At 70.4% G+C, this 23,591-nt stretch carries 15 protein-coding genes; 8 read left to right on the top strand and 7 right to left on the bottom strand.

The window, feature by feature from the left end:
• Window positions 1-24: 24 nt before the first annotated feature.
• Window positions 25-2,079 (bottom strand): S9 family peptidase, encoded by a 2,055-nt coding sequence (locus tag EOE66_RS02755; protein WP_128227140.1) that lies wholly within the window; start codon window positions 2,077-2,079, stop codon window positions 25-27.
• A gap of 141 nt (window positions 2,080-2,220) precedes the next feature.
• On the opposite strand from EOE66_RS02755, the gene ubiA reads away from it, so the two are divergent.
• Complete coding sequence (gene ubiA / locus EOE66_RS02750) at window positions 2,221-3,132, top strand: 4-hydroxybenzoate octaprenyltransferase (RefSeq protein ID WP_128227139.1); 912 nt, start codon at window positions 2,221-2,223, stop codon at window positions 3,130-3,132.
• Between the two features lie 19 nt (window positions 3,133-3,151).
• Here the strand turns inward: ubiA and proC are convergent, their stop codons facing one another.
• Window positions 3,152-3,967: a pyrroline-5-carboxylate reductase gene (gene proC / locus EOE66_RS02745; protein WP_128227138.1), complete on the bottom strand. Its 816-nt coding sequence runs from the start codon at window positions 3,965-3,967 to the stop codon at window positions 3,152-3,154.
• A 204-nt stretch (window positions 3,968-4,171) separates the two neighbouring features.
• On the opposite strand from proC, the gene EOE66_RS02740 reads away from it, so the two are divergent.
• The 4 genes from EOE66_RS02740 (at window position 4,172) to EOE66_RS02725 (ending at window position 8,624) form a co-directional block, all read left to right on the top strand.
• The gene (locus tag EOE66_RS02740; protein WP_128227137.1) at window positions 4,172-5,446 is read left to right on the top strand and encodes a Glu/Leu/Phe/Val family dehydrogenase; all 1,275 of its coding nucleotides are present in this window, start codon (window positions 4,172-4,174) and stop codon (window positions 5,444-5,446) included.
• A gap of 142 nt (window positions 5,447-5,588) precedes the next feature.
• Window positions 5,589-6,914 carry a DUF4397 domain-containing protein gene (locus EOE66_RS02735; RefSeq protein ID WP_128227136.1) on the top strand — a complete coding sequence of 442 codons (1,326 nt, stop codon included), beginning with the start codon at window positions 5,589-5,591 and terminating at the stop codon, window positions 6,912-6,914.
• 76 nt (window positions 6,915-6,990) lie between these two features.
• Entirely contained in the window at window positions 6,991-7,806 is an 816-nt protein-coding gene (locus EOE66_RS02730; protein ID WP_245478873.1) for a tetratricopeptide repeat protein, read from the top strand.
• A gap of 185 nt (window positions 7,807-7,991) precedes the next feature.
• Window positions 7,992-8,624: a PA14 domain-containing protein gene (locus EOE66_RS02725; RefSeq protein ID WP_128227496.1), complete on the top strand. Its 633-nt coding sequence runs from the start codon at window positions 7,992-7,994 to the stop codon at window positions 8,622-8,624.
• A 58-nt stretch (window positions 8,625-8,682) separates the two neighbouring features.
• Here EOE66_RS02725 and EOE66_RS02720 read toward each other — a convergent pair whose 3' ends face one another.
• A complete protein-coding gene (locus EOE66_RS02720; protein WP_128227135.1) occupies window positions 8,683-11,673 on the bottom strand; it encodes an L-glutamate gamma-semialdehyde dehydrogenase in 2,991 nt (996 codons plus the stop codon).
• Between the two features lie 119 nt (window positions 11,674-11,792).
• Between EOE66_RS02720 and EOE66_RS02715 the strand changes: the two genes are divergently transcribed.
• Window positions 11,793-12,281: an Lrp/AsnC ligand binding domain-containing protein gene (locus EOE66_RS02715; RefSeq protein ID WP_128227134.1), complete on the top strand. Its 489-nt coding sequence runs from the start codon at window positions 11,793-11,795 to the stop codon at window positions 12,279-12,281.
• Between the two features lie 22 nt (window positions 12,282-12,303).
• On the opposite strand, the gene EOE66_RS02710 is transcribed toward EOE66_RS02715, so the two are convergent.
• The 4 genes from EOE66_RS02710 to EOE66_RS02695 form a co-directional block, all read right to left on the bottom strand.
• Entirely contained in the window at window positions 12,304-14,844 is a 2,541-nt protein-coding gene (locus EOE66_RS02710) for a putative bifunctional diguanylate cyclase/phosphodiesterase (protein WP_128227133.1), read from the bottom strand.
• A 124-nt stretch (window positions 14,845-14,968) separates the two neighbouring features.
• Entirely contained in the window at window positions 14,969-17,617 is a 2,649-nt protein-coding gene (locus tag EOE66_RS02705; protein ID WP_128227132.1) for a putative bifunctional diguanylate cyclase/phosphodiesterase, read from the bottom strand.
• A 119-nt stretch (window positions 17,618-17,736) separates the two neighbouring features.
• Window positions 17,737-20,070 carry a S8 family serine peptidase gene (locus EOE66_RS02700; protein WP_128227131.1) on the bottom strand — a complete coding sequence of 778 codons (2,334 nt, stop codon included), beginning with the start codon at window positions 20,068-20,070 and terminating at the stop codon, window positions 17,737-17,739.
• A 243-nt stretch (window positions 20,071-20,313) separates the two neighbouring features.
• Window positions 20,314-21,060, bottom strand: coding sequence for a YggS family pyridoxal phosphate-dependent enzyme (locus tag EOE66_RS02695; RefSeq protein WP_128227130.1), 747 nt, complete (start codon window positions 21,058-21,060; stop codon window positions 20,314-20,316).
• A gap of 57 nt (window positions 21,061-21,117) precedes the next feature.
• Between EOE66_RS02695 and EOE66_RS02690 the strand changes: the two genes are divergently transcribed.
• Both EOE66_RS02690 and EOE66_RS02685 read left to right on the top strand, forming a co-directional pair.
• Window positions 21,118-22,161 (top strand): type IV pilus twitching motility protein PilT, encoded by a 1,044-nt coding sequence (locus EOE66_RS02690; protein WP_128227129.1) that lies wholly within the window; start codon window positions 21,118-21,120, stop codon window positions 22,159-22,161.
• 116 nt (window positions 22,162-22,277) lie between these two features.
• Entirely contained in the window at window positions 22,278-23,414 is a 1,137-nt protein-coding gene (locus tag EOE66_RS02685; protein WP_128227128.1) for a PilT/PilU family type 4a pilus ATPase, read from the top strand.
• The last annotated feature ends 177 nt before the right edge of the window (window positions 23,415-23,591 follow it).

The following is a 23,591-nucleotide window of genomic DNA, read 5'->3' as shown; positions in this document are numbered from 1 at the left end:
GGGGCGTGAGGCTGCGCCTGCCGCTCAGCGCGCCGCGGCAGGCACCTGCAGGTGGCGCTGCAGGAAGGCTTCCACCTGCTCGAGGAAGTCGGCGTGCTTGCGGGGGTCGAGAAAGCCGTGCGCCACCTCCTGGTAGCGCAGCATCTCCACCGCCACCCCCGCGTTGCGCGCCGCCCGCACGAAGCGTTCGGCGTGCTCGGGCGGCACCCGCCCGTCCAGCTGACCCCAGGCCACCAGCACCGGGCCGCGGATCTCGGCCACACGCGCCAGCGGCGAGGCCGCGCGCAGCAGTTCGGCGTCGGCCTTGGGGTCGCCCACCAGCACCGGCAGTGAAAAACGCTTCGACTCCTCGGACGCGTCGCTGCGCGGGGCGTCGTACATCAGCTGGATGTCGGTCAGGCCCGCAAAGCTGATGCCGCAGCGGTACAGCCCCGGGTGGCGCACCATCGACATCAAGGCGGCGTAACCCCCATAGCTGGCGCCGCCAATGCACACACGCCCGGGGTCGCTGAGGCCGGCTTTCGTGGCCCAGGCCAGGGCGTCGGCCAGGTCGTCCTGCATCGCGGTGCCCCACTGCTTCCAGCCGGACTGGAAGTGCCGCCAGCCCAGGCCCGTGCTGCCGCGGAACTCCACCTCCAGCACGCGGTAGCCGCGCGAGGCGAGGAACTGCGCCTCGGCGTCCCAGCGCAGGTCGCCGCCGCGCACCCAGGGGCCGCCGTGCACCCACAGCACCGTGGGCAGGGGGCGCGCGGGCTGCGCATCGGGTGCCACGCCCGGCGGGTGCGTCACCACCACGGGCAGCACCAGGCCGTCACGCGCCGGCACGCGGTGAAAGCTGCGCCGGCCCTGCGGCGGCAGCCAGGGGCGCAGCTGGCCCAGCGGGCGCAGCTCGCGCCCGGTGTGGTCGTAGTGCAGGTACTCGCCGGCGTGGTCGTCGGCATCGCTGTGCACGATGAAGTGCTGCGCGCCAATGCAGCGGCTGCACATCAGGCTGTTGTAGCGGCCGGGCCGGGCCTGGTCGACCGCGGCCTGGATGCCCGCCAGCCCTTCGTCGAACCACACGCTCACGGGCCGCGAGGCGACGGTGTGCACGCCCACCAGTTGCCGCGTGCTGCGGTCGGACTGGGTGTTGACCTGGAGGTCGTAGCCGGCCAGCGCCACCAGCGGCTCGGGGTCCAGGCGGCCGGTCTTGAGATCCAGGGCGTAGAGCGCGCTGGTGTCGCGCCCGTTGCGGCCTTCGACGATGAGCGTGTGTGCACCTTCCAGATGCACCGGCTGCAGCACGCCCTGGTCGAGCTCGGGCTCGTCGTGCACCACCTGCCAGGTGCTGCTGCCCGGGGCGCGCCAGTGCAGGCGGCTGCGGCCCTGGTGCAGGGTCTGCACCAGGCGCAGTTCGCGCTGCTGGTCCATCAGCCAGGCCCTGCCGTGGCGCGGCAGGCCCTCGGCGGCGCGGCGCACCTTGCCGCTGCGCGTGTCCACCCAGACCACCTCGTCGAGCGTGCCCCATTCGGCCTCTTTCATGCTCAGGCCGTAGGCCATGACCTCGTCGCTGCCGTCGCCGTGGGCCGTGGCCACGCGCCAGTTGTAGGGCATGCCTTCGCGGTGCAGCTGGCTGCCCACGCCGGCCGGCTCGTGCACGTAGGTGATGAGGCGGCGCGGCTCGCCGCCGTCGATGTCGACCGCAAAGGTGCCGGCGCCGTAGGCCTCCACGCGCACGCGCGGCTGCTCGACGTCGTACACCAGGCGGCGGTCGTTGACCCAGAACACGCGGTTGATGTCGCCGTCGCGGTAGGCCGCCAGCGTGCGGGTCTCGGCACCGTCGGCCAAGGCGCGCACGGCCAGCACGCGACGGCCCGAGCTGCCCGTCATCAGCAGCGCCACGTGGGTGCCCGAGGGCGAGATGCGCACGGTGTGCAGCAGCGGCGGGCGCACGAAGTCGAAGGCCGGTGGCGGGCCCGATGCCGCTGCCGGCGGCGCGGCCGTGGTGGCCCCAGCGGGCCCGGCGGCCCAGAGGCTGCAAACCAGCAGCCAGGCGCACGCGCCAGACCAGGCCGTCCTCGGCCATGGAAAACATCTCATTGCCAGCTCCCTGCCGGCGGCGGCCCTGCAGGGCGGGCGCACCTGCCGCAAAACCCAGACACCGGTGGCCAGTCTAGCCAGAGGCGCCCCTCACGCCCGCCCGGCGCGGATCACCCTTGGACGCGGTTCGATAATCGCGCCATGCAGGCCACCCCCGCACCCGCGCCCAGCCGCTTGGCGCTTTACCTCGACCTGATCCGCTGGAACCGCCCCGCCGGCTGGCTGCTGCTGCTGTGGCCCACGCTCAGCGCGCTGTGGATCGCCGCCGACGGCTGGCCAGGCTGGCACCTGCTGGGCGTGTTCGCGGCCGGCACCGTGCTGATGCGCAGCGCCGGCTGCTGCGCCAACGACGTGGCCGACCGCGAGTTCGACCGCCACGTCAAGCGCACGGCCGAGCGGCCGGTCACGCGCGGTGCCATCGCACCGGCCGAGGCCCTGGCCGTGGGCGCGGTGCTGGCGCTGGTGGCCTTCGGCCTGGTGCTCACCACCAACCCGGCCGCCATCCAGCTCAGCTTTCTGGCCCTGGCGGTGACGCTGGCCTACCCCTACGCCAAGCGCGTGCTGTCCATGCCGCAGGCCGTGCTGGGCGTGGCCTTCAGCTTCGGCATCCCCATGGCCTTTGCCGCTGTGCAGGGCAGCGCCGACTGGGGCTGGGCCAGCGTCACCGCCGCGGTGCCGCCGCAGGCCGCGTGGCTGCTGCTGGGCAACCTGTTCTGGGTGCTGGCCTACGACACCGAATACGCCATGGTCGACCGTGACGACGACCTGAGGATCGGCATGAAAACCAGCGCCATCACGCTGGGCCGCTACGACGTGGCCGCGGTGATGGGCTTCTATGCCGTCTACCTGGCCAGCTGGGCCCTCCTCGGGCGTTCGCTGGGGCTGGGCGGTGTGTTCCTGGCCGGCATCGCGCTGGCGGCGGCGCAGGCGGTCTGGCACTACACGCTGATCCGCGGGCGCACGCGCGAGGGCTGCTTCCGGGCCTTCCGCGCCAACCACTGGCTGGGTGCCACGGTGTTCGCGGGCGTGGCGCTGGATCTCGCGCTGCGCTGAAGCGCCAGCGGCCGCTGCTTCAGGCGCGACCCAGTTCCTCGGCGCGCGCGCGCGCCGCGTGCAGCGCCTTCACGAACGCCGCCTTCACGCCGCTGTCGTCCAGCGAAGTGAGGGCCGCGAAGGTGGTGCCGCCCTTGCTCGTCACCTGCCCGCGCAGCTCGTGCGGGGCCAGCGGGCTCTGCTGCGCCAGCGCCGTGGCGCCGGCGAAGGTGTGCTGGGCCAGCAGGCGACCTTGGGTTTCGGTAAGGCCCATCTCGGCGGCGGCCTGCATCATGGCCTCGAGGAAGTAGAAGACATAGGCCGGGCCCGAGCCCGAGAGCGCGGTCACGGCATCAAGCTGGCTTTCTTCGTCCAGCCACAGCGTGGCGCCCGTGGGCGCGAAGAGGCGCCCGACCTCGGCACGTTCTTCGCTGCCCACGCCCGCCGTCGCGTACAGCCCGGCCACACCCTGGCCGATGAGCGCCGGGGTGTTGGGCATGGCGCGCACCACGCGCGCGCTGCCGCTGGCGGCAGCCACGGCCGCGCAGCGCACGCCCGCCATCACGCTGACCTGCAGCGCCGCGCCCACGTAAGGTGCGCAAGGTGCGGCCGCCTCCGCAAACAGCTGCGGCTTCACCGCCCACACCACCGTGGGCGCACCCGCCAGCGCGGCGCCGGCCGCGGGCTGCGCCACCACGCCGAACTGCTGCGCGAGCTTCTCGCGCTGGGCTTCGAAGGGTTCAACGACGGCGATGCGCGCCGCTGGCAGGCCGGCGCGCACCAGGCCGCCGATGAGGGCGCTGGCCATGTTGCCGCCGCCGATGAACGCGATGCTGGGAGGGTTCAGGGTGCTCATGGCGCCGCAGTGTAGGCAGGTGCCGAACGGGGCCAATGACGGCCCCATGCAGGCCTTATGCAAATCATGCATGGCGCTTGGTGAGTTATTCGGCGCCACCCCGCCTACAGTGCGCAGCCATGCCGTGCCGGCCCCCGGCGGCCCGCCCACAAGGCGCACCAGCCGGGCCCGCACGGCTGCCAACACCCAAGGAAGACAAGACCCATGACCTCGCCGCTCTCTTACGTCCAGCCCACCGCCGACAGCCCCTGGGGCACCTACCTGATGCAGGTCGACCGCGTGGCGCCCTACCTCGGCCACCTCTCGCGCTGGATCGACACCCTCAAGCGCCCCAAGCGCACCCTGATCGTCGACATCCCCATCGAGTTGGACAACGGCGAGGTGGCCCACTTCGAGGGCTACCGCGTGCAACACAACCTGAGCCGCGGCCCCGGCAAGGGCGGCGTGCGTTACCACCCCGACGTGACGTTGGAAGAGGTGATGGCCCTCAGCGCCTGGATGAGCATCAAGAACGCCGCCGTGAACCTGCCCTACGGCGGCGCCAAGGGCGGCATCCGCGTCGACCCGAAGAAGCTCAGCAACAAGGAGCTGGAGCGCATGACGCGGCGCTACACCAGCGAGATCGGCATGATCATCGGGCCGCAGCAGGACATCCCCGCGCCGGACGTGAACACCAACCCGCAGATCATGGCGTGGATGATGGACACCTACTGCATGAACACCGGCAGCAACGCCACCGGCGTGGTCACCGGCAAGCCCGTGCACCTGGGCGGCAGCCTGGGCCGTGTGAAGGCCACCGGCCGCGGCGTGTTCGTCACCGGCCGTGAAGCCGCGCGCCGCCTCAACATGAACCTGGAAGGCGCCCGCGTGGCGGTGCAGGGCTTCGGCAACGTGGGCTCGGCCGCGGCCGAACTCTTCGCCCAGGCCGGCGCGAAGATCGTGGCAGCGCAAGACCACACCGGCACCATCTACAACAGCAAGGGCTTCGACATCGCCGACATCACGGCCCACGTGAAGGCCACTGGCGGCGTGGGCGGCTTCAAGGGCGCCGAGCCCATGGACGGCGAAGCCTTCTGGGACGTGGCCTGCGACATCCTGATCCCGGCCGCGCTGGAAGGCCAGATCACCGCCGAGCGCGCGAACCGCATCCAGGCCAAGCTGGTGCTGGAAGGCGCCAACGGCCCCACCGTGCCTTCGGCCGACGACATCCTGGCCGAGCGCGGCGTGCTGGTCGTGCCCGACGTCATCTGCAACGCCGGCGGCGTGACGGTGAGCTACTTCGAGTGGGTGCAGGACTTCAGCAGCTTCTTCTGGACCGAAGACGAGATCAACGTCCGCCTGGACAAGATCATGATCGGCGCGCTGAAGAAGATCTGGGACACGGCCGACCGCCACCAGATCACGCTGCGCACCGCCACCTTCGCCGTGGCCTGCGAGCGCATCCTCAAGGCGCGGGAAGAGCGCGGCCTCTACCCTTGAGGGCAGGCCCCGGGGGCCTTGGTTTCCCGAGGTAAAGCTGCAAAAGCCGGGTTTCCCCGGCAAGTCATAATCCAAGATCGGGTGGCGCCGGCGGGCCTTGTGCTCGCGCGCCTCCCCTTCCAGGCAAACCCTAGGACCCTCGATGACCCCTGCCTCTTCTTCCCGCCGGCTGGCCTTGCTGGCCGCCATGGCCTCGTCCCTGCTGCTCGCTGCCTGCGGCGGCGGTGGCGGCGACGGCAACGGCAACACCACGCTGCGCGCGATCAACCTGACGACGGACCTGCCCAGCCTCGACCTCTACGCCGGCGACACGCGGCGTTTCAGCGCGCTGGCCACCGACGCCATCGCCGCGGGCGTCTCGCTGGAAGCCAATACCTACACGGTGGAAGTCAAGCGCGCCGGTGCGGCCGCGCCCTTGCTGACCGGCTCGTACACGCTGGCCAAGGACAAAAACTACACCGCCATCATCTGGGGCCGCGAGACCGCGCTGCGCGTGAGCACGCTGCCTGAAGACGAGAACGTCGACGACATCACCAGCACCACCGCGGGCCGTGTGCGTTTCTTCAACGCCACCACCGACACCGGCGCGGTCGACGTCTTCCTGACGCCCACCGATTCCACCGGCGACCTGGGCGACGTGCAGCCCATCCGCGCGGCACTGACCAGCGGTTCGCTCAGCGGCTTCAGCGACCAGGGCGCGGCCAACTACCGCCTGCGCGTGACGGGCTCCGGCGACCCCAACGACGTGCGCCTGGACATCCCCAGCATCACCATCCCGGCCAAGAAGTACGTCACGCTGGTGATCACCGCCGGTGCCGGCGGCGTGCTGGTCAACGGCACGCTGATCGAGCAGCGCGCCGGTGTCACCACGCTGAAGAACACCAAGGCGCGCGTGCGCGTCGTGGCCAGCGTCGGCGCAGCCGGCAACGTCAGCGCCAGCCTGGGCGGCAGCACCATCGTCGGCGCGCTGCGCTCGCCGGGCGTGGGCCCCTACACGCTGGTGAACTCGGGCACGCAGGAGCTCATCGTGCGCGCCAACGGCACGGTGTTCTCGACCAGCTCGCGCACCATCGCCCCGGGCGCCGACTACACGCTGCTGGCCTACGGCGCGGAGACCGCGCCCACCGTGTCGCTGCTGACCGACGACAACCGCCTGCCCAGCATCAACACGCGCGCCAAGATCCGCCTGGTCAACGGCCTGGCACTGAGCGAGGCGTTGACGATGCAGGTGGACTACCTGACGCAGACGGCCACCTCCGACATCGCGCGCGGCACGGCTTCGGCCTACGCCACCGTCACGGCGGCCGGCTCGGCCCGCCTGGACATCACCTCGCCGACCGCGGTGGACCCGCTGTTCACGCTGACGGCCGCCACCAGCAGCAACCTGCTGCAGGCCCAGGGCGTCTACACGGTGTTCATGCTGGGCGGCCAGACCACCCCGGCCGGCCGCCTGAGCCGCGACCGGTAAGCACCGCACAAACGCAGGGCCGCCAGCCCTGCGCCGCTACCATCAGGGGGTTCGATCGAACCCCCTTTTTCATTCCATGATGAACCCGCAGAACCTCGACCCGACGCCCGGCGAAGTGCCCTTGTCCTTCGACACCACCGAGGCCGATTTCGAGGCCCAGGTGCTCGAGCTCTCGATGCAGGTGCCGGTGCTGCTGGACTGCTGGGCACCGTGGTGCGGCCCCTGCCGGCAGCTGGGGCCAGTGCTGGAGAAGGTGGTCAAGGCCTACGGCGGGCGCTTCGTGCTGGCCAAGCTGAACACCGACGAGGCGCCGCAGATCAGCGCCGCGCTGCGCATCCGCAGCATCCCGCTGGTGGTGCTGTTCATCGGCGGCCGGCCGGTCGACCAGTTCATGGGCGCGCTGCCCGAAGGCCAGGTCAAGGCCTTCCTCGACAAGCACCTGCCTGCCGACGTGGTGGACGCCGAGGCCGAGCAGGTCTTCGGCCCGCTGGACGCCGCCGCCGCGCTCATGGCCGCGGGCGAACTCGAGCAGGCCCAGGCGCTGCTGGACAGCATCCCCGCCGCCGAACGCGACGACGAACACGCCCGCCTGCTCAAGCGCCTGGCGATGGCGCGCGAGCAGCCCACCGGCAACGCCGACGAGCTGGCCGCGCGCATCGCCGCCAACCCGCGCGACTTCGAGGCCCGCTTCGCGCTGGCCGCGCTGCTGGCGCACGCCGGCGACTTCAACGCCGCCTTCGACCAGCTGCTCGACGTGGTGCTGCGCGACAAGGCCGAAGGCAAGCCCGACCGCGAGAAAGCCCGGCTGCAACTCGTGCAGTGGTTCGACGTGTGCCCCGATCCCGCGGTGGTGAGCCGCGGGCGGCGCTACCTGGGGATGTATCTGAACTGAGCCCGTCCAAGCCGCGTCTGAAGGGCGCGCCAAAGCGTCAGACTTTTTTACAACTTGGCGCTCCGGAAAGGGTGTCGAACAGCGAATATTGTTTGCTGTCAGGGCTTTAGGTCGCATGGCACGTTTCGTGCATCCGCTTGGCGCAAAAGATACTTCTCTTCTCTGCACCGCACGACGAGGCCCGCATGAACAAACTCCTGACTTCGCTGTTGACCGCCACTGCCCTGGCGCTGCCGCTCACTTCGCAGGCCTGGGTGGTGAAGCAATGGCAAGTGCCCACGGGCCCGACCAGCCTGAACGACGCCGTCAATGCCATCACCTCGGGCCCGGCCAGCTTCACGGGTGCGGCCACGGTCATCGACTTCACCGACTACGCGCCGAACACGGGTGCCTTCGGTGGCACGGCCGCCTGGCCCCAGGCCGCCGCTGCAGGGCAGACGGGCGAAAACGCGCCGCTCAATGACAACTTCGCCGCGCTGATCACCGGCAACATCCTCGTCACTGCTGCCGACACGTATTGGTTCAGCACCTACAACGACGATGGCTTGCGTCTGCGCATCGACGGCATCGACGTCATCGTCGACGACTCCCTGCACCCGGCGAACACCCGCTACGGTTCGATCAACCTGTCCGCCGGTCTGCACAGCGTTGAGCTGGTGTTCTTCGAGAACCAGGGCGCCGCCACGCTGGAGTTCGCCTGGGCCCGGGGCAGCCAGACCGCACAGTACAGCCTGGTGACCTCGGTGCCGGAGCCCGGCAGCCTGGCCCTGGCTGGCCTGGCCTTGTTGGGTCTGGGCCTCAGCCGCCGCAAGGCCTGACCGCTACAGCACCCTCCAGAACGCCCGCATTTCGCGGGCGTTTTGCTTTGTCGACGGTTCAGGCCAGACCGGCCAGCAGCTCGGCGTTGCCGCCGGCTGCCGCGGTGTTCACCGTCACCGTCTGCTCGGCGCAGAAGCGGTAGAGGTAGTGCGGCCCACCGGCCTTGGGGCCGGTGCCGCTCAGGCCTTCGCCGCCGAAGGGCTGCACGCCCACCACGGCGCCGATCATGTTGCGATTGACGTAGACGTTGCCGATGCGCGCCGTGTCGGCAATGCGCTGTGCGCGGCTGTCGATGCGCGTCTGCACGCCCAAGGTGAGGCCGTAGCCCAGCGCGTTGATCTGGCGCACCACCTCGTTGACGTCACCCCCCCAGCGCACCACGTGCAGCACGGGGCCGAAGATCTCGGTCTTCAGCTCGGCGATGCGGCCGATCTCGAAGGCGATGGGGGCCAGCAGCCGCGGGAAGCTGCTGCGCACAGGCGTCTCGCCCAGCAACTTCGCCTCACCGCGCAAGCGGCGCACCTGGGCGCCGATGGCAGTGAAGGCTTCGTCGTCGATCAGCGGGCCCACGTCGGTGGCGAGCTCGGCCGGGTCGCCCACGCGCAGCTCGGCCATGGCGCCGCGCAGCATCTCGATCACGCCGTCGGCAATGCCTTCGTGCACGCACAGCAGGCGCAGGGCACTGCAGCGCTGACCGGCGCTGCGGAAGGCGCTCTGCACCACGGCGTCCACCACCTGCTCGGGCAGCGCGGTGCTGTCCACCACCATCGCGTTCAGGCCGCCGGTCTCGGCGATCAGAGGGACGATGGGGCCGTCCTTCGCGGCCAGCGTGCGGTTGATCAGGCGCGCCACCTGCGTGCTGCCGGTAAAGCACACGCCCGCCGTCAGCGGGTGCGCCACCAGCGCGGCGCCCACGGTTTCGCCCAGGCCGTGCAGCAGCGCCACGGCGTCTTGCGGCACACCCACCTCGTGCAGCAGCGCCACGAAGTGCTGCGCCACCAGCGGCGTCTGCTCGGCCGGCTTGGCGGCCACGGTGTTGCCGGCGACGAGTGCCGCCACCACCTGCCCAGCGAAGATGGCCAGCGGGAAGTTCCACGGGCTGATGCAGACGAAGACGCCGCGGCCGTGCAGGCGCAGCAGGTTGCTCTCGCCCGTGGGGCCGGGCAGGGGCTGGTCCATCAGGCGCGCTTCGGCCTGATCGGCGTAGTAGCGGCAGAAGTCCACCGCCTCGCGCACCTCGGCCACGGTGTCGCCCAGGGTCTTGTGCGCTTCCTTCACCAGCAGGCCGCAGTAGGCGGGCAGGCGGGCTTCCAGCAGGTCGGCGGCCTTGCGCAGCAGGGCAGCGCGTTCGGCCAGCGGGCGTGCAGACCAGGCGTCGAAGCCGGCGTGCAGGCGCTGCATCGCGGCGTCGGCATCGGCGGCGCTGTGCATGGACAACGTGCTGAGATGCGTGGTGGCCACGGCGGCGTCCAGCGGCGCGCGCATCGCGAGGCAGGCGAGGTCCACGCCCACCGAGTTGGCGCGTGCGCCGGGCCCGCTGCCGTACAGCACCTGCGGCAATGGCAGCGCTTCGTCGCTGCTCGGCGCCAGCGGGCTGGCCAGCAGCTGCTCGGCGCTGACGTGTTCATCGGCCAGCTGGTGCACGAAGGACGAGTTGGCGCCGTTCTCCAGCAAGCGGCGCACCAGGTAGGCCAGCAAATCGCGGTGCTCGCCCACGGGCGCGTACACACGCACCGGCGGCGCATCGGGCCCGCTGGCCAGCACCTCGCGGTAGACGCCGTCGCCCATGCCGTGCAGGCGCTGCATCTCGAAAGCAGCGCCCTGCTGGCGCGCCAGCTGCAGGATGGCGGCGATGGTGCCGGCGTTGTGCGTAGCGAACTGCGGGTAGATCAGCGCGTGGTGACTGATCAGGCGCTCGGCGCAGGCCAGGTAGCTGATGTCGGTGTGGTGCTTGTGGGTGAAGACGGGGTAGCCGGGCAGGCCGCCTTCCTGGGCGCGCTTGACCTCGCCGTCCCAGTAGGCGCCCTTGACCAGCCGCACCATGAAGCGCAGGCCGTGGGCCTGGGCGATGCGGGCCACCTCGTCCACCACGGCCAGCGCGCGCGTCTGGTAGGCCTGCACGGCCAGACCGAAGCCCTGCCATTGCGGGTGTTTCGCGGCGATGTGGCGGGCCAGGGCCTCGAAGAGATCGAGCGAGAGCTCCAGGCGGTCGCTCTCCTCCGCGTCGATGGTGAGGTTCAGGTTGGCCTGCGCCGCCTGGTCCACCAGGCCTTGCACACGCGGCAGCAGTTCGGCGAACACCCGTTCACGCTGCGCGTCTTCGTAGCGCGAGAACAGCGCGCTGAGCTTGATGGAGATGCCGTCGGCCGCCATTGGCGAGCTCGCCACGCGGCCCTGGGCAATGGCGGTGATGGCATTGCGGTAGCTGGCGAGGTAACGCTCGGCATCGCGCTCGGTGCGCGCGCCTTCGCCCAGCATGTCGTAGCTGAAACGCAGCCGCGCCTGCGCCTTGCGCTGGCTGTCGGCCTCGGCCATGGCTTCCTGGATGGTGCGGCCCAGCACGAACTGCCGGCCCAGCAGCTGGATGGCGCGCACGGTGGCCGCCACCACGGTGCGGGCGCCCAGGCGCTGCATCAGGCCCGGCGGGTTGTCCTGATCGGGCAAGAACTTCTTGCTCAGCGAAATGGCGCTGGCGCTGATCTGCGCCAGCATCTTGTGCGCAGAGCCTTCGGCGGCCCCGTCGAAATCACCGCGCCCGAGCTGGTCGGCCGTCAGCGCGATGGCCGTTTCGGCATCGGGCACGCGCAGCAGCGCTTCGGCCAGGCGCATCAGCGCCAGGCCTTCGGCGCTGCTGATGGGGTACTCGCGCAACAGGCTTTCCATGGCCCAGAAGGGCGCCGGCTTGTCGCGCACGGCCTGCACCCAGGGCTTGGCGCCGGCCACCACGGCCGGCCAATCGAGCTTGCCCTGCAGCGCGCCGAGCAGCTGCGACAGCACCTCGTGCTCAGGGCGGTAGGGGAAGGGCAGGCGGGCGGGGCTGGGGTTCATGCGGACCTCGGGGCGTAGCGTGGCGACAAGGGGTGGCGGGCTGAATAGCTGCGCAGCTTATGCGGCCTCGGGCCGCACCGGATTCGGAAAACCGTCCGCTCGGCGGAGAATCCTTCAGCATGAACGACCCCGAAAGCCCCCGCAGCGAGCGCGAGCTCGACAAGATCGACCGCCGCATCCTGCGCGTGCTGCAGGCTCACGGGCGCATCAGCAACCTGAAGCTGGCCGAAGAGGTGCACCTTTCGCCCACCGCCGTGCTGGAGCGCGTGAAGCGCCTGCACCGCGACGGTTTCGTGCTCGGCTACGAGGCGCGCCTGAACCCGGCCAAGCTGGGCGCCGGCCTGCTGGTCTTCGTCGAGATCCTGCTCGACCGCACGGTGCACGACGTGATGGACATCTTCAAGGCCGCGGTGCAGGTGCGCCCCGAGATCCTGGAGGCCCACCTCGTGGCCGGCGGCTTCGACTACCTGCTCAAGACCCGCGTGGCCGACATGGCCGCCTACCGCGAGTTCATCGGCAGCGTGATCTGGACGCTGCCCGGCGTGCGCGAGACGCGCACCTACGTGGTGATGGAAGAAGTGAAGAACAGCAGCCTGCTGCCGGTGTAGGCCGCCCGCGCCACGCGCTGCCTCAGTGCAGCGCCCCGCGCTGCTCTCGCAGCCATTCGGCCACCTGCGCCGCGGCCAGCGGCTCGGCCATGTGGAAGCCCTGGCCGTAGCCGCAACCCAGCTCGCGCAGTTGGGCCATCTGCGCGGCCGATTCGATGCCCTCGGCCACCACTTCCTTGCGCAAGGTGCCGCCAAGCTGAATGATGGCGCTGACCACCGCCGCGTCATCGCTGCCCGGCAGCAGCTGGCTGACGAAGCTGCGGTCGATCTTCAGGCTGTCGATGGGCAGCTTGCTCAGATGGCTCAGGCTGCTGTAGCCGGTGCCGAAGTCGTCCACCGCCAGACGCACGCCCAGCTGGCGCAGCGCCGCCAGCGTCGGCAGCACGCCATCGATCTGCGACATCAGGATGTTCTCCGTGAGCTCCAGCGTCAGGTGCTGCGGGCGCAACCCGGCCTCCACGATGGCACGGCCGATGCGCGCCACCAGCGCAGGGTGCGCCAGGTCGTGGGCCGAGAGGTTGATGCTCATGGTCAGCTCGGCCAGGCGGGGGTCGCTCAGCTGCCACTGGCGCAGCTGGTGGCAGGCGCAGTGCAGCACGAAGTCGCTCAGGCCCAGCATCAGGCCGCTTTCTTCGGCGATGGGCAGGAAGGCCGCCGGGGGCAGCAGGCCATCTTGCGGGTGCTGCCAGCGCACCAGCGCCTCGAAACCGGTGAGGCGCCCGCTTTCCTCGCCCGGGCGCAGCGCGAACACCGGCTGGTAGACCACCACCAGCTGCCCCTGCTCGACGGCGGTGCGCAGTTCGCCTTCCAGCCGCAGCCGGTCGGACACCGCGGCGTGCAGGCTGGTGTCGAAAAGTGCGTAGCGCGCCTTGCCGCCGGCCTTGGCCTTGTACATGGCGGTGTCGGCGTCACGCAGCACCTCTTCGGCCGTGGCGTAGCCGATGGCGCTGAAGGTGATGCCGATGCTGGCCGTGGCAATGAGCTCCACCTCGCCCAGGCGGAAAGGCTGGTGCAGGGCTTCCATCAGGCGCTCGGCCAGCAGCACGGCGTCGCGCTCGTGCTCGATGTCGGTGACGAGGATGGCGAACTCGTCACCGCCCAGGCGCGCGACGATGTCACCCGGCCGCAGCTTCTCCTGCACGCGGCGCGCCACCTGCTGCAGCAGCGCGTCGCCGGCGTTGTGGCCCAGGCTGTCGTTGACGAGCTTGAAACGGTCGAAGTCGATGAACATCACCGCCCAGGGCTTGCGCGGGTCGGCCTGGTAGCGGGTCAGCGCGCTGACCAGGCATTCCTGGAAGCGACGTCGGTTGGGCAAGCCGGTGAGCGGGTCGTGAAAGGCCAGGTGCTGCAGGCCGGCCTCGGCGCGGCGGCGTGCGCTCACGTCCTGCGCCTGCAGGATCAGGCAGGGCTGGCCGGCGCCGGCTTCCGTGGCGGGCTCGGCATCGGGCACCGGCTCGGTGAAGAAGCTGCAGTTCAGCGAGAGCCACACCGCGCTGCCATCGGCGTGCACACAGCGCAGCTCGCGCGAGAAGGCCTCGAAATCGCGCCCGCTGGCCAGCCCGAGTTGCTGCGCCAGCAAGGGGCGCTCGCTCTCTTCGACGAAGGCCGTGAAGGGTTGGTGCAGGAGCTCGGCTTCGCTGCGGCCGAGCAGCGCGGCCAGCGCCGGGTTGGCCTGCAGGATGCGGCCATCGAAACCCAGCAGGGCCATGCCGATGCTGGCGTGCGTGAAGGCGCTGTGGAAGCGGCGCTCGCTGGCCTGCAGCTCGCGCAGGTGGCGGGCGGCGGCCTGGGCCTCGCGCTCGGCCATCGCGGCCTCGCGCGCGGCCGCGCTCTCACCCGCCTCGCGCAGCGCGATGCCCGCTTCCTGCTGCCGGAAGTAGAAGTGCAGGGTCACCAGCAGCATGGCCAGCAGCGGCACCATCACCAGCAGCACGCCCACGCCCTGCGTGCGCCAGGTGAAGAAGAGCAGCGTGGCCACGCTGGCGCTGCCGGCGTAGGCCATGCCGACCCAGCGGAACACGCTGAACAGGCCTTTGGGCTGGAAGAAGGCCTCGCCGCGCTTGAGCTGCAGCACGCCCGAAAGCAGCGAGGCGTTGATCAGGAAGTACAGCGCAGCGGCCGCCATCGTGGCGGCCAGCACCACCGCGGCGCTGTCGAAGCCCCGCGCCGCCAGTGCCGCAAGGCCGGCCTGCAGCGGCAGGCTGACGGTCAGCATGGCCAGCGTGGCGGAGGCGGGGCTGAAGAGGCGGCTCGTCCAGCGCCGCGAGGCCCGTGCCGAGCCGACGAAAGCCTCGGCGGCCGCAGCCACGGCAGCGGCCGCCGGGCCCAGCACCAGCAGCAGCAGGAAGATGAAGATCTCGCCGGCCGCATAGGCGATCTTGGTGCCCGGCACGCGGATCGGGAACATGCCGGCGCCGATGGCCAGCACGGTGGCGCCTGCCACCTGCAGCCAGGCCAGCCAGCTCATCTGGGCCAGCTGCCCCAGGCAGAACAGCAGCGCCACCATGCCGCCGCAGAACGCTGTCCACCAGAAACGCGCCGCCGTCCCGTTGTAGTCGGGCATCAGCCGTTGGTGCACCTGCCGCCAAACCGGGGCACCCAGCCCGCTGGCCGAGGGTGGGGGCGGTGTTGCCGGCGGCTGCAGGCTCAAGGGCGGAGGCGCCGGACCGGCGCTGGGGCTCTCATGGTCAGTGCATTGTCAACGGACCGGTGGCAGCGCGCAGCCCCGAAAGCTGCGACAAGTTGGGCACGGCGCCGGCGTCGGAGGGGGGAGGCGCCGCGACGGCCTCGCTGCCCTGCAGCAGGCGCGGCACGTCGGCCGGCTTCAGGGGCCGCGACAGCAGGTAGCCCTGGCCGAAGGCGCAGCCCATGTCCTGCAGCTGGCGCAGCTGCTGCTCGGTCTCGATGCCCTCGGCCACCACGTCCTTGCCCAGCGAGCTGCCCAGCAGCACGATGGAGCGCACCACCGCGGCCTCGTTCGAGCCGGCTTCGAGCCGGCTGACGAAGCTGCGGTCGATCTTCAGGCCGTCGATGGGCAAGGTGGAGAGGTGGCTGAGCGACGAGTAGCCGGTGCCGAAGTCGTCGATGGCCAGCACCACGCCCAGCCGGCGCAGTTCCTTCAGCGCGGGCAGCGCGCCCTCCAGGCGCGACATCAGGATGTTCTCGGTGAGCTCCAGGCACAGGCGGTCGGGGCGCACCTCGGCTTCCATCAGCGCACGCATCACGCGGGCCACCAGCGCGGGGTGTGCGATGTCGTGGCCCGAGAGGTTCACGTTCATCGTCAGCGCTGCAAAGGCCGGGCCGCGCAGCTGCCACTCGCGAAGCTGCCGGCAGGCGCAGTGCAGCACGAAGTCGGTCAGCCGCACCATCAGGCCCGCTTCTTCGGCGATGGGCAGGAAGGCGCCCGGGCTGATGCTGCCGTCCACCGGGTGCTGCCAGCGCACCAGAGCCTCGAAGCCGGCCAGCCGCGGTGCGCCGCCCGGGCCCGCAGCGCCGCCGCGCAGGTCGAACACCGGCTGGTAGGCCACGCTCAGGCGGCCGTCGTCGATGGCGTGGCGCAGCTCGCCTTCCAGGCGCAGGCGGTCGGCCACCTCGGTGTGCAGGCTGGTGTCGAAGAGCGCGTAGCGCGCCTTGCCTGCGGCCTTGGCCTTGTACATGGCGGTGTCGGCGTCGCGCAGCACGTCTTCGGGGTTGGCGTAGCCGAGGGCGCTGAAGGTGATGCCGATGCTGGCGCTGGTCATCAGCTCGGTGCCGCCCACCACGAAGGGCTGGCGCATGGCCTCCATCAGCCGCTCGGCCAGGCCCACGACGCAACGCTCGTGCTCCACATGGCGCACCAGCACGGCGAACTCGTCGCCGCCCAGGCGCGCCACCACGTCGTGCGGGCGCAGGCTGTCGCGGATGCGCTGCGACACCTGCACGAGGAAGGCATCGCCCGCGCTGTGGCCCAGGCTGTCGTTGATGAGCTTGAAGCGGTCGAAGTCCAGGAACATCACCGCGTAGGCATCCGCCGCGGCGCCGCTGGCGTTGAGCTGTGCCACGGCCTGGCCCAGCAGCTCGTGGAAGCGGCGGCGGTTGGGCAGGCCGGTGAGGCTGTCGTGGAAGGCGAGGTGGTGCAGGCCCTCTTCGGCCATGCGGCGCGCGGTGACGTCCTGCAGCTGCAGGATCAGGCAGGGCGCGCTGGAGCCGGGCTCGCTGAAGAAGCTGCAGTGCGCCGTCACCCACACCGGGTGCCCGTCGGCGTGGCGGCAGCGCAGTTCGAGCGCGAAGCTCTCGAACTCGCGGTCGCTCACCAGCCCCAGCTTCTCGGCCAGGGCCTGGCGGTCGTCTTCGAACACCACGTCCTGGAAAGCCTGGTTCAGCAGCGCCTGGTTCTGGCGCCCGACCAGCGCGCACAGCGCGGCATTGGCCTGCAGGATGCGGCCGCTGAAGTCCAGCAGCGCCATGCCGATGCTGGCGTGCGTGAAGGCGCTGTGGAAGCGGCGCTCGCTGGCCTCCAGCTCCTGCACGTGGCGGCGCGCGAGCTCGTTCTCGCGCTCCTGCGCTTCGGCGTTGGCGCGGCGCACCGACTCCGAGGCCTCCTGCTGGCGGAAGAAGTAGTGCAGCGTGGCCAGCATCATGCCCAGCAGCGGCACCATGGCCCCCAGCACGCCGATGCCCGACTGCAGATAGACCAGATAGAGCAGCGAAGCCACCGCCGCGCTGCCCACGTAGGCCAGGCCCACGCCGCCAAAGACGCCGAAGAGATCGGCCGCGCGCAGCCGCTCGTTGCGCTTCAGGCGCGGCACGGCCGTCACCAGCAGCGTGTTGAGCATGAAGTAGCCCAGGGCGCAGGCCATGGTGGCCAGCAGCAGCAGGCCGGCCGAGGCGGAGACCTTGTCGATCAGCGCGTGCAGCGCAGACCCCGTGGCCCACATCGCCAGGGCGGCCATCGCGGGGCTGACGATGCGGCTCGTCCAGCGCTTGGAGGCCCGCCAGGAACCGACAGCGCCTTCACCCGCCGCCGCCAGCGTGGCCGCAGCCGGCCCGTGCATCAGGAGCAGCAGGATGATGAAGATCTCGCCCGCGGCGAAGGCGTGCTTGGAGTGCTTCACGCGCACCGGGAAGAAGCCGGCCGTCATCGCGATGAACACGCCGGCGGCGATCTGCCACCAGGCGCTGCGCCCCAGCTGCGCCACCTGCCACGCGGCCACCACCAGGGCTGCCGCACCGGCCACGGCCGCCAGCCACCAGTAGATGGTCGCCTTGCGGTTGTAGTCGGGCATCAAGGCGCCGTGCAGCCGCTGCCACCAGGGCAGGGCCAAGGACGCTTCCGGGCTGACGGCTCGTTCCGACATCGGGGTGGGCAGACAAGGCGCAGCAACGCTGCGGGTTGCGGCGCAGGAAGCGCCGCCTCAGCAAGGTTGTCGGCCGGCGGCAGGCCGCCTTGAGTCGGCGCCCGCGCCGAGCGCCCCGGTCACTCGCCCTGGAGTGCCCCCTGGGTGTCGAAACCCAGCCGCACGCCGCCGCTTTCGGCCAGCACCAGGCCTTCGGCCAGCACCAGGCCCTCGGCCAGCACCAGGCCTTCGGCCAGCACCAGGCCCTCGGCCAGCACCAGGCCTTCGGCCAGCACCAAGCCCTCTGCCAGCACCAGGCCTTCGGCCAGCACCAGCCCTTGCGTCAGCGTGAGGCCACTGCCGCCGGCGAGCCAGCCGGAGAGGTCTTTGGTGCGGATGAAGGCCCCGGTGCCAGCCAGCATGGAGCTCTGCCCCGCCAGCGGCTCGGCCCGCACCACGCCCGAGGTCAGCAAGGTCTGGCTGAGCGGCGTGCTGAAGACGAGGTGCGAGAGGTAGGTGTTGGGCTGGATGCCCGTGCCCGACCAGTAGACCGGCGTCTGCCGCTGCACCGTGTTGCCCGCCCAGACCAGGCGCGGGTCCCAGATCGGCTGGTAGCGGCTGAACAAGGCCGTGCCCGTGAGCAGGCGGTTGCCGCCGGCGTAGACGATGCGCGACCAGTCGAAGCCCGAGCCGCTGATGTTGCTCTTCTGCTGCGGGAAGGCCTGGCCCACGGCCAGCAGGTTGGCGCCCGGCAGCAGCGTGCCGGCTTCGATGGCGCTGGCAATGTCGGTGCGCAGGGCCCGTGCCAGCGCGATGGCGCCCGTGAGGTTCAGGTTGCCGGCGCCTTGCTCCAGCAGGTTGCCTTCGGGCAGCGGTTCGGCCGTGTACTGCAGGATGGCCTTCACCAGCGGCGGCGTGAGCCCCGGGTTGGCCTGCAGCAGCACCGCCACGGCGCCCGAGACCACCGGCGCGGCCACCGAGGTGCCGCTCATCATCATCTGCGTCTCGGGCGTGAACTGCGAGATGCCGACCGGCGTGACGAGATTGGCGTAGTGGTTCTGCGCCAGGCGGTTCCAGGACTGAACGCTGCCGCCAAAGGTGGCGGCCGCACTGACGATGCGGTTGCCGGGCGCCACCAGGTCGGGCTTGAGCAGGTTGTCGACGCGGCGCACACCGGCGGCGTCGATGCGGCTGCCGCGCGTGGGGCCGCGCGAACTGAAGCGGGCCACGCGGTCGTCGGAGCGCCCGTTGGTGCCGAAGAAGTTGACGGCGCCGACGGTGATGACGCTGGGGTCGATGCCCGGCGAGCCGATGGTGCCGTGCACGGCCTGGCCGCTGCTGCTGAGGCCGAAGTTGCCGGCGGCGGCCACGACCGTGATGCCCGCGGCGGTGGCGGCGCGCGCGGCCAGGCACAGCGGGTCGGTCTGCCACGACTCGGTGGAGGCCGCCGCGATGCTCAGGTTCATCACGCGGATGTTGTAGGCGCGGGCGTGGTATATCACCCAGGCGATGCCTTCCAGCGCATCGCTCACGGTGCCGGTGCCGGCGTCGCTCAGCACCTTCACGTCGTACAGCGTGGCGTTGGGTGCCACGCCGGTGGTGTCGGGCGTGGTGCTGCGGTAGAACTGCGCGCGCCCGGCGGCCACGGCCGCCACGTGCGTGCCATGGCCGTACTGGTCGGCGTAGAAATTGTTGTCGTTGGCGATGGCGGCCTCGAAGCCCGTCTGCTGCGTCGAGCCCGGGCGCAAGGTCTTGCTCAGGTCGGTGCCCGCCTGGAAATCGGCCAGCCGGGCATTGAGCATGTTCACGCTGCGCGCCACGCGCGTGCCGCCGGTGGCGTTGTTGAAGGCGTAGTGCGCCTTCATCACGCCCGAATCCAGCACGGCAATGCCGATGCCGCTGCCGTCCAGGCCCGAGTAGCCGAACTTGGTGCTGTTCGCGCGGACGTTCGGGCTGAGCGCGCCGGTCACGGCTTCCAGCGTGCTGGCGGTGCGCACGATGTCGCGGTTGGGCGAAACGCTGACCACGTCGTCGCGCTCCACCAGGCGCTTGACCAGGCGGGCTGGCACGTTGACGGTCAGCGCACGCAGCGCCCCGTGGCGCACCTGCACCGAGCCGCCGTTGCGGGTGATGAAGTTGCGCAGCTCGGTCAGCTCGGGGTCGCGGGCATTGCTCACGACGATGGCGTTGACGACACGCACGCCGCGCACCTGGCGCTCCCAGCGCTGCGCCCGCCGCTCGCCGCGGGCAGCACGGGCGGCCACGGCGTCGTCATCGGTAGCGTCGTGCAGGTCTTGCGCGATCTTGGCGTGCTTGCGCTGCCAGGGGCCTTGGGCCGAGGCATCCGACAGTCCGAAACCCGCCACCAGCAGCGACAGCCCCATCAGCGTGAGGGCGCCGGCACGCAGCCACTGTGCGGCAGGCAGCTGCGCGCTGCGCTCGATGAGCACGACGAACCGATGCGTGGAAACCATGTGCAAACCTCGGGGTGGCGTCTGCCTGTCGGCGCTGCCGACGGGCCAGGATTGTCTGTGGATGCCGCGGCCGGCTTGTCAGCCACCCCCGCGTTGCGAAACCTGAAGGCAGCTGACCTGAAGGCCACCCCTGCACATCGTTGGGCCGGATTCTGCACAACCGAAACTCTTTGTTAAGAGGTGTGTCGGCTGCAAGTGCGGCGCTTGTGGGCGTTTTTCACGCCCGCCGGCGCACCGGAGGCTTCAGCGCCGGCCGAAGATGGCCGTGCCCACGCGCACCACGGTGCTGCCTTCCAGCACCGCGGCCTCGAGGTCGGCGCTCATGCCGGTGGACAGGGTGTCCAGCGCCAGGCCGCCGGCATTCAGCCCCGCCAGCAGTTCACGCAGCGCCCGGTGCGGCGCGCGCTGCGCCTGTGGCGTGGCGGCCGGCTCCGGGATGGCCATCAGCCCGCGCAACTGCACGCGCTGCCTCGGCAGCGCCGCCACGGCGGCCGCCAGCGCCGGCAGTTCGGCCGGCGGCACCCCGCTCTTGCTGTCTTCGCCACTGATGTTGACCTGCAGGCACAGTTGCAGCGGTGGCAGGTGCGCCGGGCGCTGCTCGGCCAGGCGCTGCGCCACCTTCAGGCGGTCGACCGAGTGCACCCAGTCGAAGGCCTCGGCCACCGGCCGCGTCTTGTTGCTCTGCAGCGGCCCGATCAGGTGCCACTGCACGGGCAGCGGCCCGCCACGCAGGTCGGCCAGCGCCTCGATCTTGGCCAGCGCTTCCTGCACGTAGTTCTCGCCAAAGGCCTGCTGGCCGGCGGCATGCGCTTCGCGCACCGCTTCGGCGCCGAAGGTCTTGCTCACCGCCAGCAGCGTGAGCGTCGGCGGTGCGCCCGGGGCCGCCGGCGGCGGCGCCAACGTGAGGATTTCCGCGCTGCGGCCCGCCTCGGCGCAGGCCGCCTGCAGGCGCCGCTTCACTTCTTGCAGCTTGCTTCCGATGGTGCTCATAATCTTCCGAGAGCTTAAGCGCTGGTGCTTGGGCGTCGGTGCACGCCACACGAACTCATGGACATCACGCAGCTGTTGGCCTTCTCGGTCAAGAACAAGGCCTCCGACCTGCACCTCTCGGCCGGGCTGCCGCCGATGATCCGCGTGCACGGCGATGTGCGCCGCATCAACGTCGAAGCGCTGGACCACAAGGCGGTCCACGACATGGTGTACGACATCATGAACGACGCCCAGCGCAAGCACTACGAAGACACGCTGGAGTGCGACTTCTCGTTCGAGATCCAGGGCCTGGCGCGCTTCCGCGTCAACGCCTTCAACCAGAACCGCGGCGCGGGCGCGGTCTTCCGCACCATCCCGAGCAAGATCCTCACGCTGGAGCAGCTGGGCGCGCCCAAGATCTTTGCCGAGCTGGCGCTCAAGCCGCGCGGCATGGTGCTCGTCACGGGCCCCACGGGTTCGGGCAAGAGCACCACGCTGGCGGCGATGGTGAACCACCTCAACGAGAACGAGTACGGCCACGTGCTGACGGTGGAAGACCCCATCGAGTTCGTGCACGAGAGCAAGAAGTGCCTGGTCAACCAGCGCGAGGTGGGCCCGCACACGCTGAGCTTCGCCAACGCGCTGCGCAGCGCGCTGCGCGAAGACCCCGACGCCATCCTCGTGGGCGAAATGCGCGACCTGGAAACCATCCGCTTGGCGCTCACTGCCGCGGAAACCGGCCACCTCGTCTTCGGCACCCTGCACACCAGCAGTGCGGCCAAGACCATCGACCGCGTGGTCGACGTCTTCCCCGCGGCCGAGAAGGAGATGGTGCGCGCGATGCTGAGCGAATCGCTGGTGGCAGTGATCTCGCAGACGCTGTGCAAGCTCAAGGACGGCAGCGGCCGCGTGGCGGGCCACGAGATCATGGTGGCCACCAGCGCCATCAAGAACCTGATCCGCGAGAACAAGATCGCGCAGATGTACAGCGCCATCCAGACGGGCCAGAACCTGGGCATGCAGACGCTGGACCAGAACCTCGCCGACCTCGTGCGCCGCAACATCATCTCGCCGGCCGAAGCGCGCAGCAAAGCCAAGATCCCCGAAAACTTCCCTGGATGACACTGCCATGCTGACAACGCGACCCAGCTTCCCGCCGCGGAACCGGCTTTGCCGGGCCGCTGGCGGACGGCCCCCCCGGGGGGTAGCGAGCGCCAGCGAGCTTGGGGGCTGACAGGATGGAACGCGACCAGGCCTCGAAATTCGTCAACGACCTGCTGCGGCTGATGATCAGCCGCAACGGCAGCGACCTTTTCCTTACCGCCGACTTTCCGCCCGCCATCAAGATCGACGGCAAGCTCACCAAGGTGAGCCCGCAGCCGCTGACCGGCCAGCACACGCTGGCGCTCACGCGCGCGGTGATGAACGACAAGCAGGGCGCCGAGTTCGAACGCACCAAGGAGTGCAACTTCGCCATCAGCCCGGCGGGCGTGGGGCGCTTCCGCGTCAATGCCTTCGTTCAGCAGGGGCAGGTGGGGCTGGTCTTCCGCACGATCCCGGCCACGCTGCCCACCATCGACGGCCTGGCGCTGCCCAAGGTGTTGAAGGAGGTCAGCCTCAGCAAGCGCGGCCTGGTCATCTTCGTCGGGGCCACGGGCAGCGGCAAGAGCACCTCGCTCGCAGCCATCGTCGACCACCGCAACGAACACAGCTACGGCCACATCATCACGGTGGAAGACCCGGTGGAGTTCGTGCACCCGCACAAGAACTGCATCGTCACGCAGCGTGAACTGGGCATCGACACCGACAGCTGGGAAGCGGCGCTGAAGAACACGCTGCGCCAAGCGCCCGATGTCATCCTGATGGGCGAGATCCGCGACCGCGAGACCATGGAGCACGCCGTGGCCTTCGCCGAGACCGGCCACCTCTGCCTGGCCACGCTGCACGCCAACAGCGCCAACCAGGCGCTGGACCGCATCATCAACTTCTTCCCCGAAGAGCGGCGCCAGCAGCTGCTGATGGACCTGTCGCTCAACCTCAAGGCCCTGGTCAGCCAGCGCCTGATGCCGCGCGAGCAGGGCCGCGGCCGCGTGGCGGCGGTGGAAATCCTGCTGAACACGCCGCTGGTCAGCGACCTCATCTTCCGCGGCGAGGTCAGCGAGATCAAGGAACTGATGAAGCGCAGCCGCGAGCTCGGCATGCAGACCTTCGACCAGTCGCTCTTCGACCTCTACGAAAGCGGCGCCATCAGCTACGAAGACGCGCTGCGCAACGCCGACAGCGTGAACGACCTGCGCCTGCAGATCAAGCTGCAGAGCCAGCGTGCGCGCAGCAATGACTTGTCTCTCGGCACCGAGCACATGAAGGTGGTCTGAAGCAGCCCCCAGGCTGCGGCGCTTCGCGTCCTCGCCACTCCCGTGGGGGCTGAGCGGGACGAGAACCCGTCCCTGCGGACGGGTTCTCGCCAGCGAAGGCCTGCCGGCATGCTTGCCGGCAGGCTCTTGCAGCGGCCCGGCAGAGCCGGTTCCGCGCAAGCGGCTTGATCGCCGGCT

The sequence above is a fragment of the Rubrivivax rivuli genome (assembly GCF_004016505.1).
In the GTDB taxonomy this organism is placed as follows: Bacteria; Pseudomonadota; Gammaproteobacteria; order Burkholderiales; family Burkholderiaceae_C; genus Rubrivivax; species Rubrivivax rivuli.
The sequence above is the reverse complement of the archived record's forward strand: the minus strand, read 5'-3'. Positions and strand labels throughout refer to the sequence as shown.

Bases quoted from the DNA above. Each gene is read 5' to 3' on its own strand.
- EOE66_RS02755 (WP_128227140.1), bottom strand. From the start codon at position 2,079: ATGAGATGTTTTCCATGGCCGAGGACGGCCTGGTCTGGCGCGTGCGCC.
- ubiA (WP_128227139.1), top strand. From the start codon at position 2,221: ATGCAGGCCACCCCCGCACCCGCGCCCAGCCGCTTGGCGCTTTACCTC.
- proC (WP_128227138.1), bottom strand. From the start codon at position 3,967: ATGAGCACCCTGAACCCTCCCAGCATCGCGTTCATCGGCGGCGGCAAC.
- EOE66_RS02740 (WP_128227137.1), top strand. From the start codon at position 4,172: ATGACCTCGCCGCTCTCTTACGTCCAGCCCACCGCCGACAGCCCCTGG.
- EOE66_RS02735 (WP_128227136.1), top strand. From the start codon at position 5,589: ATGACCCCTGCCTCTTCTTCCCGCCGGCTGGCCTTGCTGGCCGCCATG.
- EOE66_RS02730 (WP_245478873.1), top strand. From the start codon at position 6,991: ATGATGAACCCGCAGAACCTCGACCCGACGCCCGGCGAAGTGCCCTTG.
- EOE66_RS02725 (WP_128227496.1), top strand. From the start codon at position 7,992: ATGAACAAACTCCTGACTTCGCTGTTGACCGCCACTGCCCTGGCGCTG.
- EOE66_RS02720 (WP_128227135.1), bottom strand. From the start codon at position 11,673: ATGAACCCCAGCCCCGCCCGCCTGCCCTTCCCCTACCGCCCTGAGCAC.
- EOE66_RS02715 (WP_128227134.1), top strand. From the start codon at position 11,793: ATGAACGACCCCGAAAGCCCCCGCAGCGAGCGCGAGCTCGACAAGATC.
- EOE66_RS02710 (WP_128227133.1), bottom strand. From the start codon at position 14,844: ATGCCCGACTACAACGGGACGGCGGCGCGTTTCTGGTGGACAGCGTTC.
- EOE66_RS02705 (WP_128227132.1), bottom strand. From the start codon at position 17,617: ATGTCGGAACGAGCCGTCAGCCCGGAAGCGTCCTTGGCCCTGCCCTGG.
- EOE66_RS02700 (WP_128227131.1), bottom strand. From the start codon at position 20,070: ATGGTTTCCACGCATCGGTTCGTCGTGCTCATCGAGCGCAGCGCGCAG.
- EOE66_RS02695 (WP_128227130.1), bottom strand. From the start codon at position 21,060: ATGAGCACCATCGGAAGCAAGCTGCAAGAAGTGAAGCGGCGCCTGCAG.
- EOE66_RS02690 (WP_128227129.1), top strand. From the start codon at position 21,118: ATGGACATCACGCAGCTGTTGGCCTTCTCGGTCAAGAACAAGGCCTCC.
- EOE66_RS02685 (WP_128227128.1), top strand. From the start codon at position 22,278: ATGGAACGCGACCAGGCCTCGAAATTCGTCAACGACCTGCTGCGGCTG.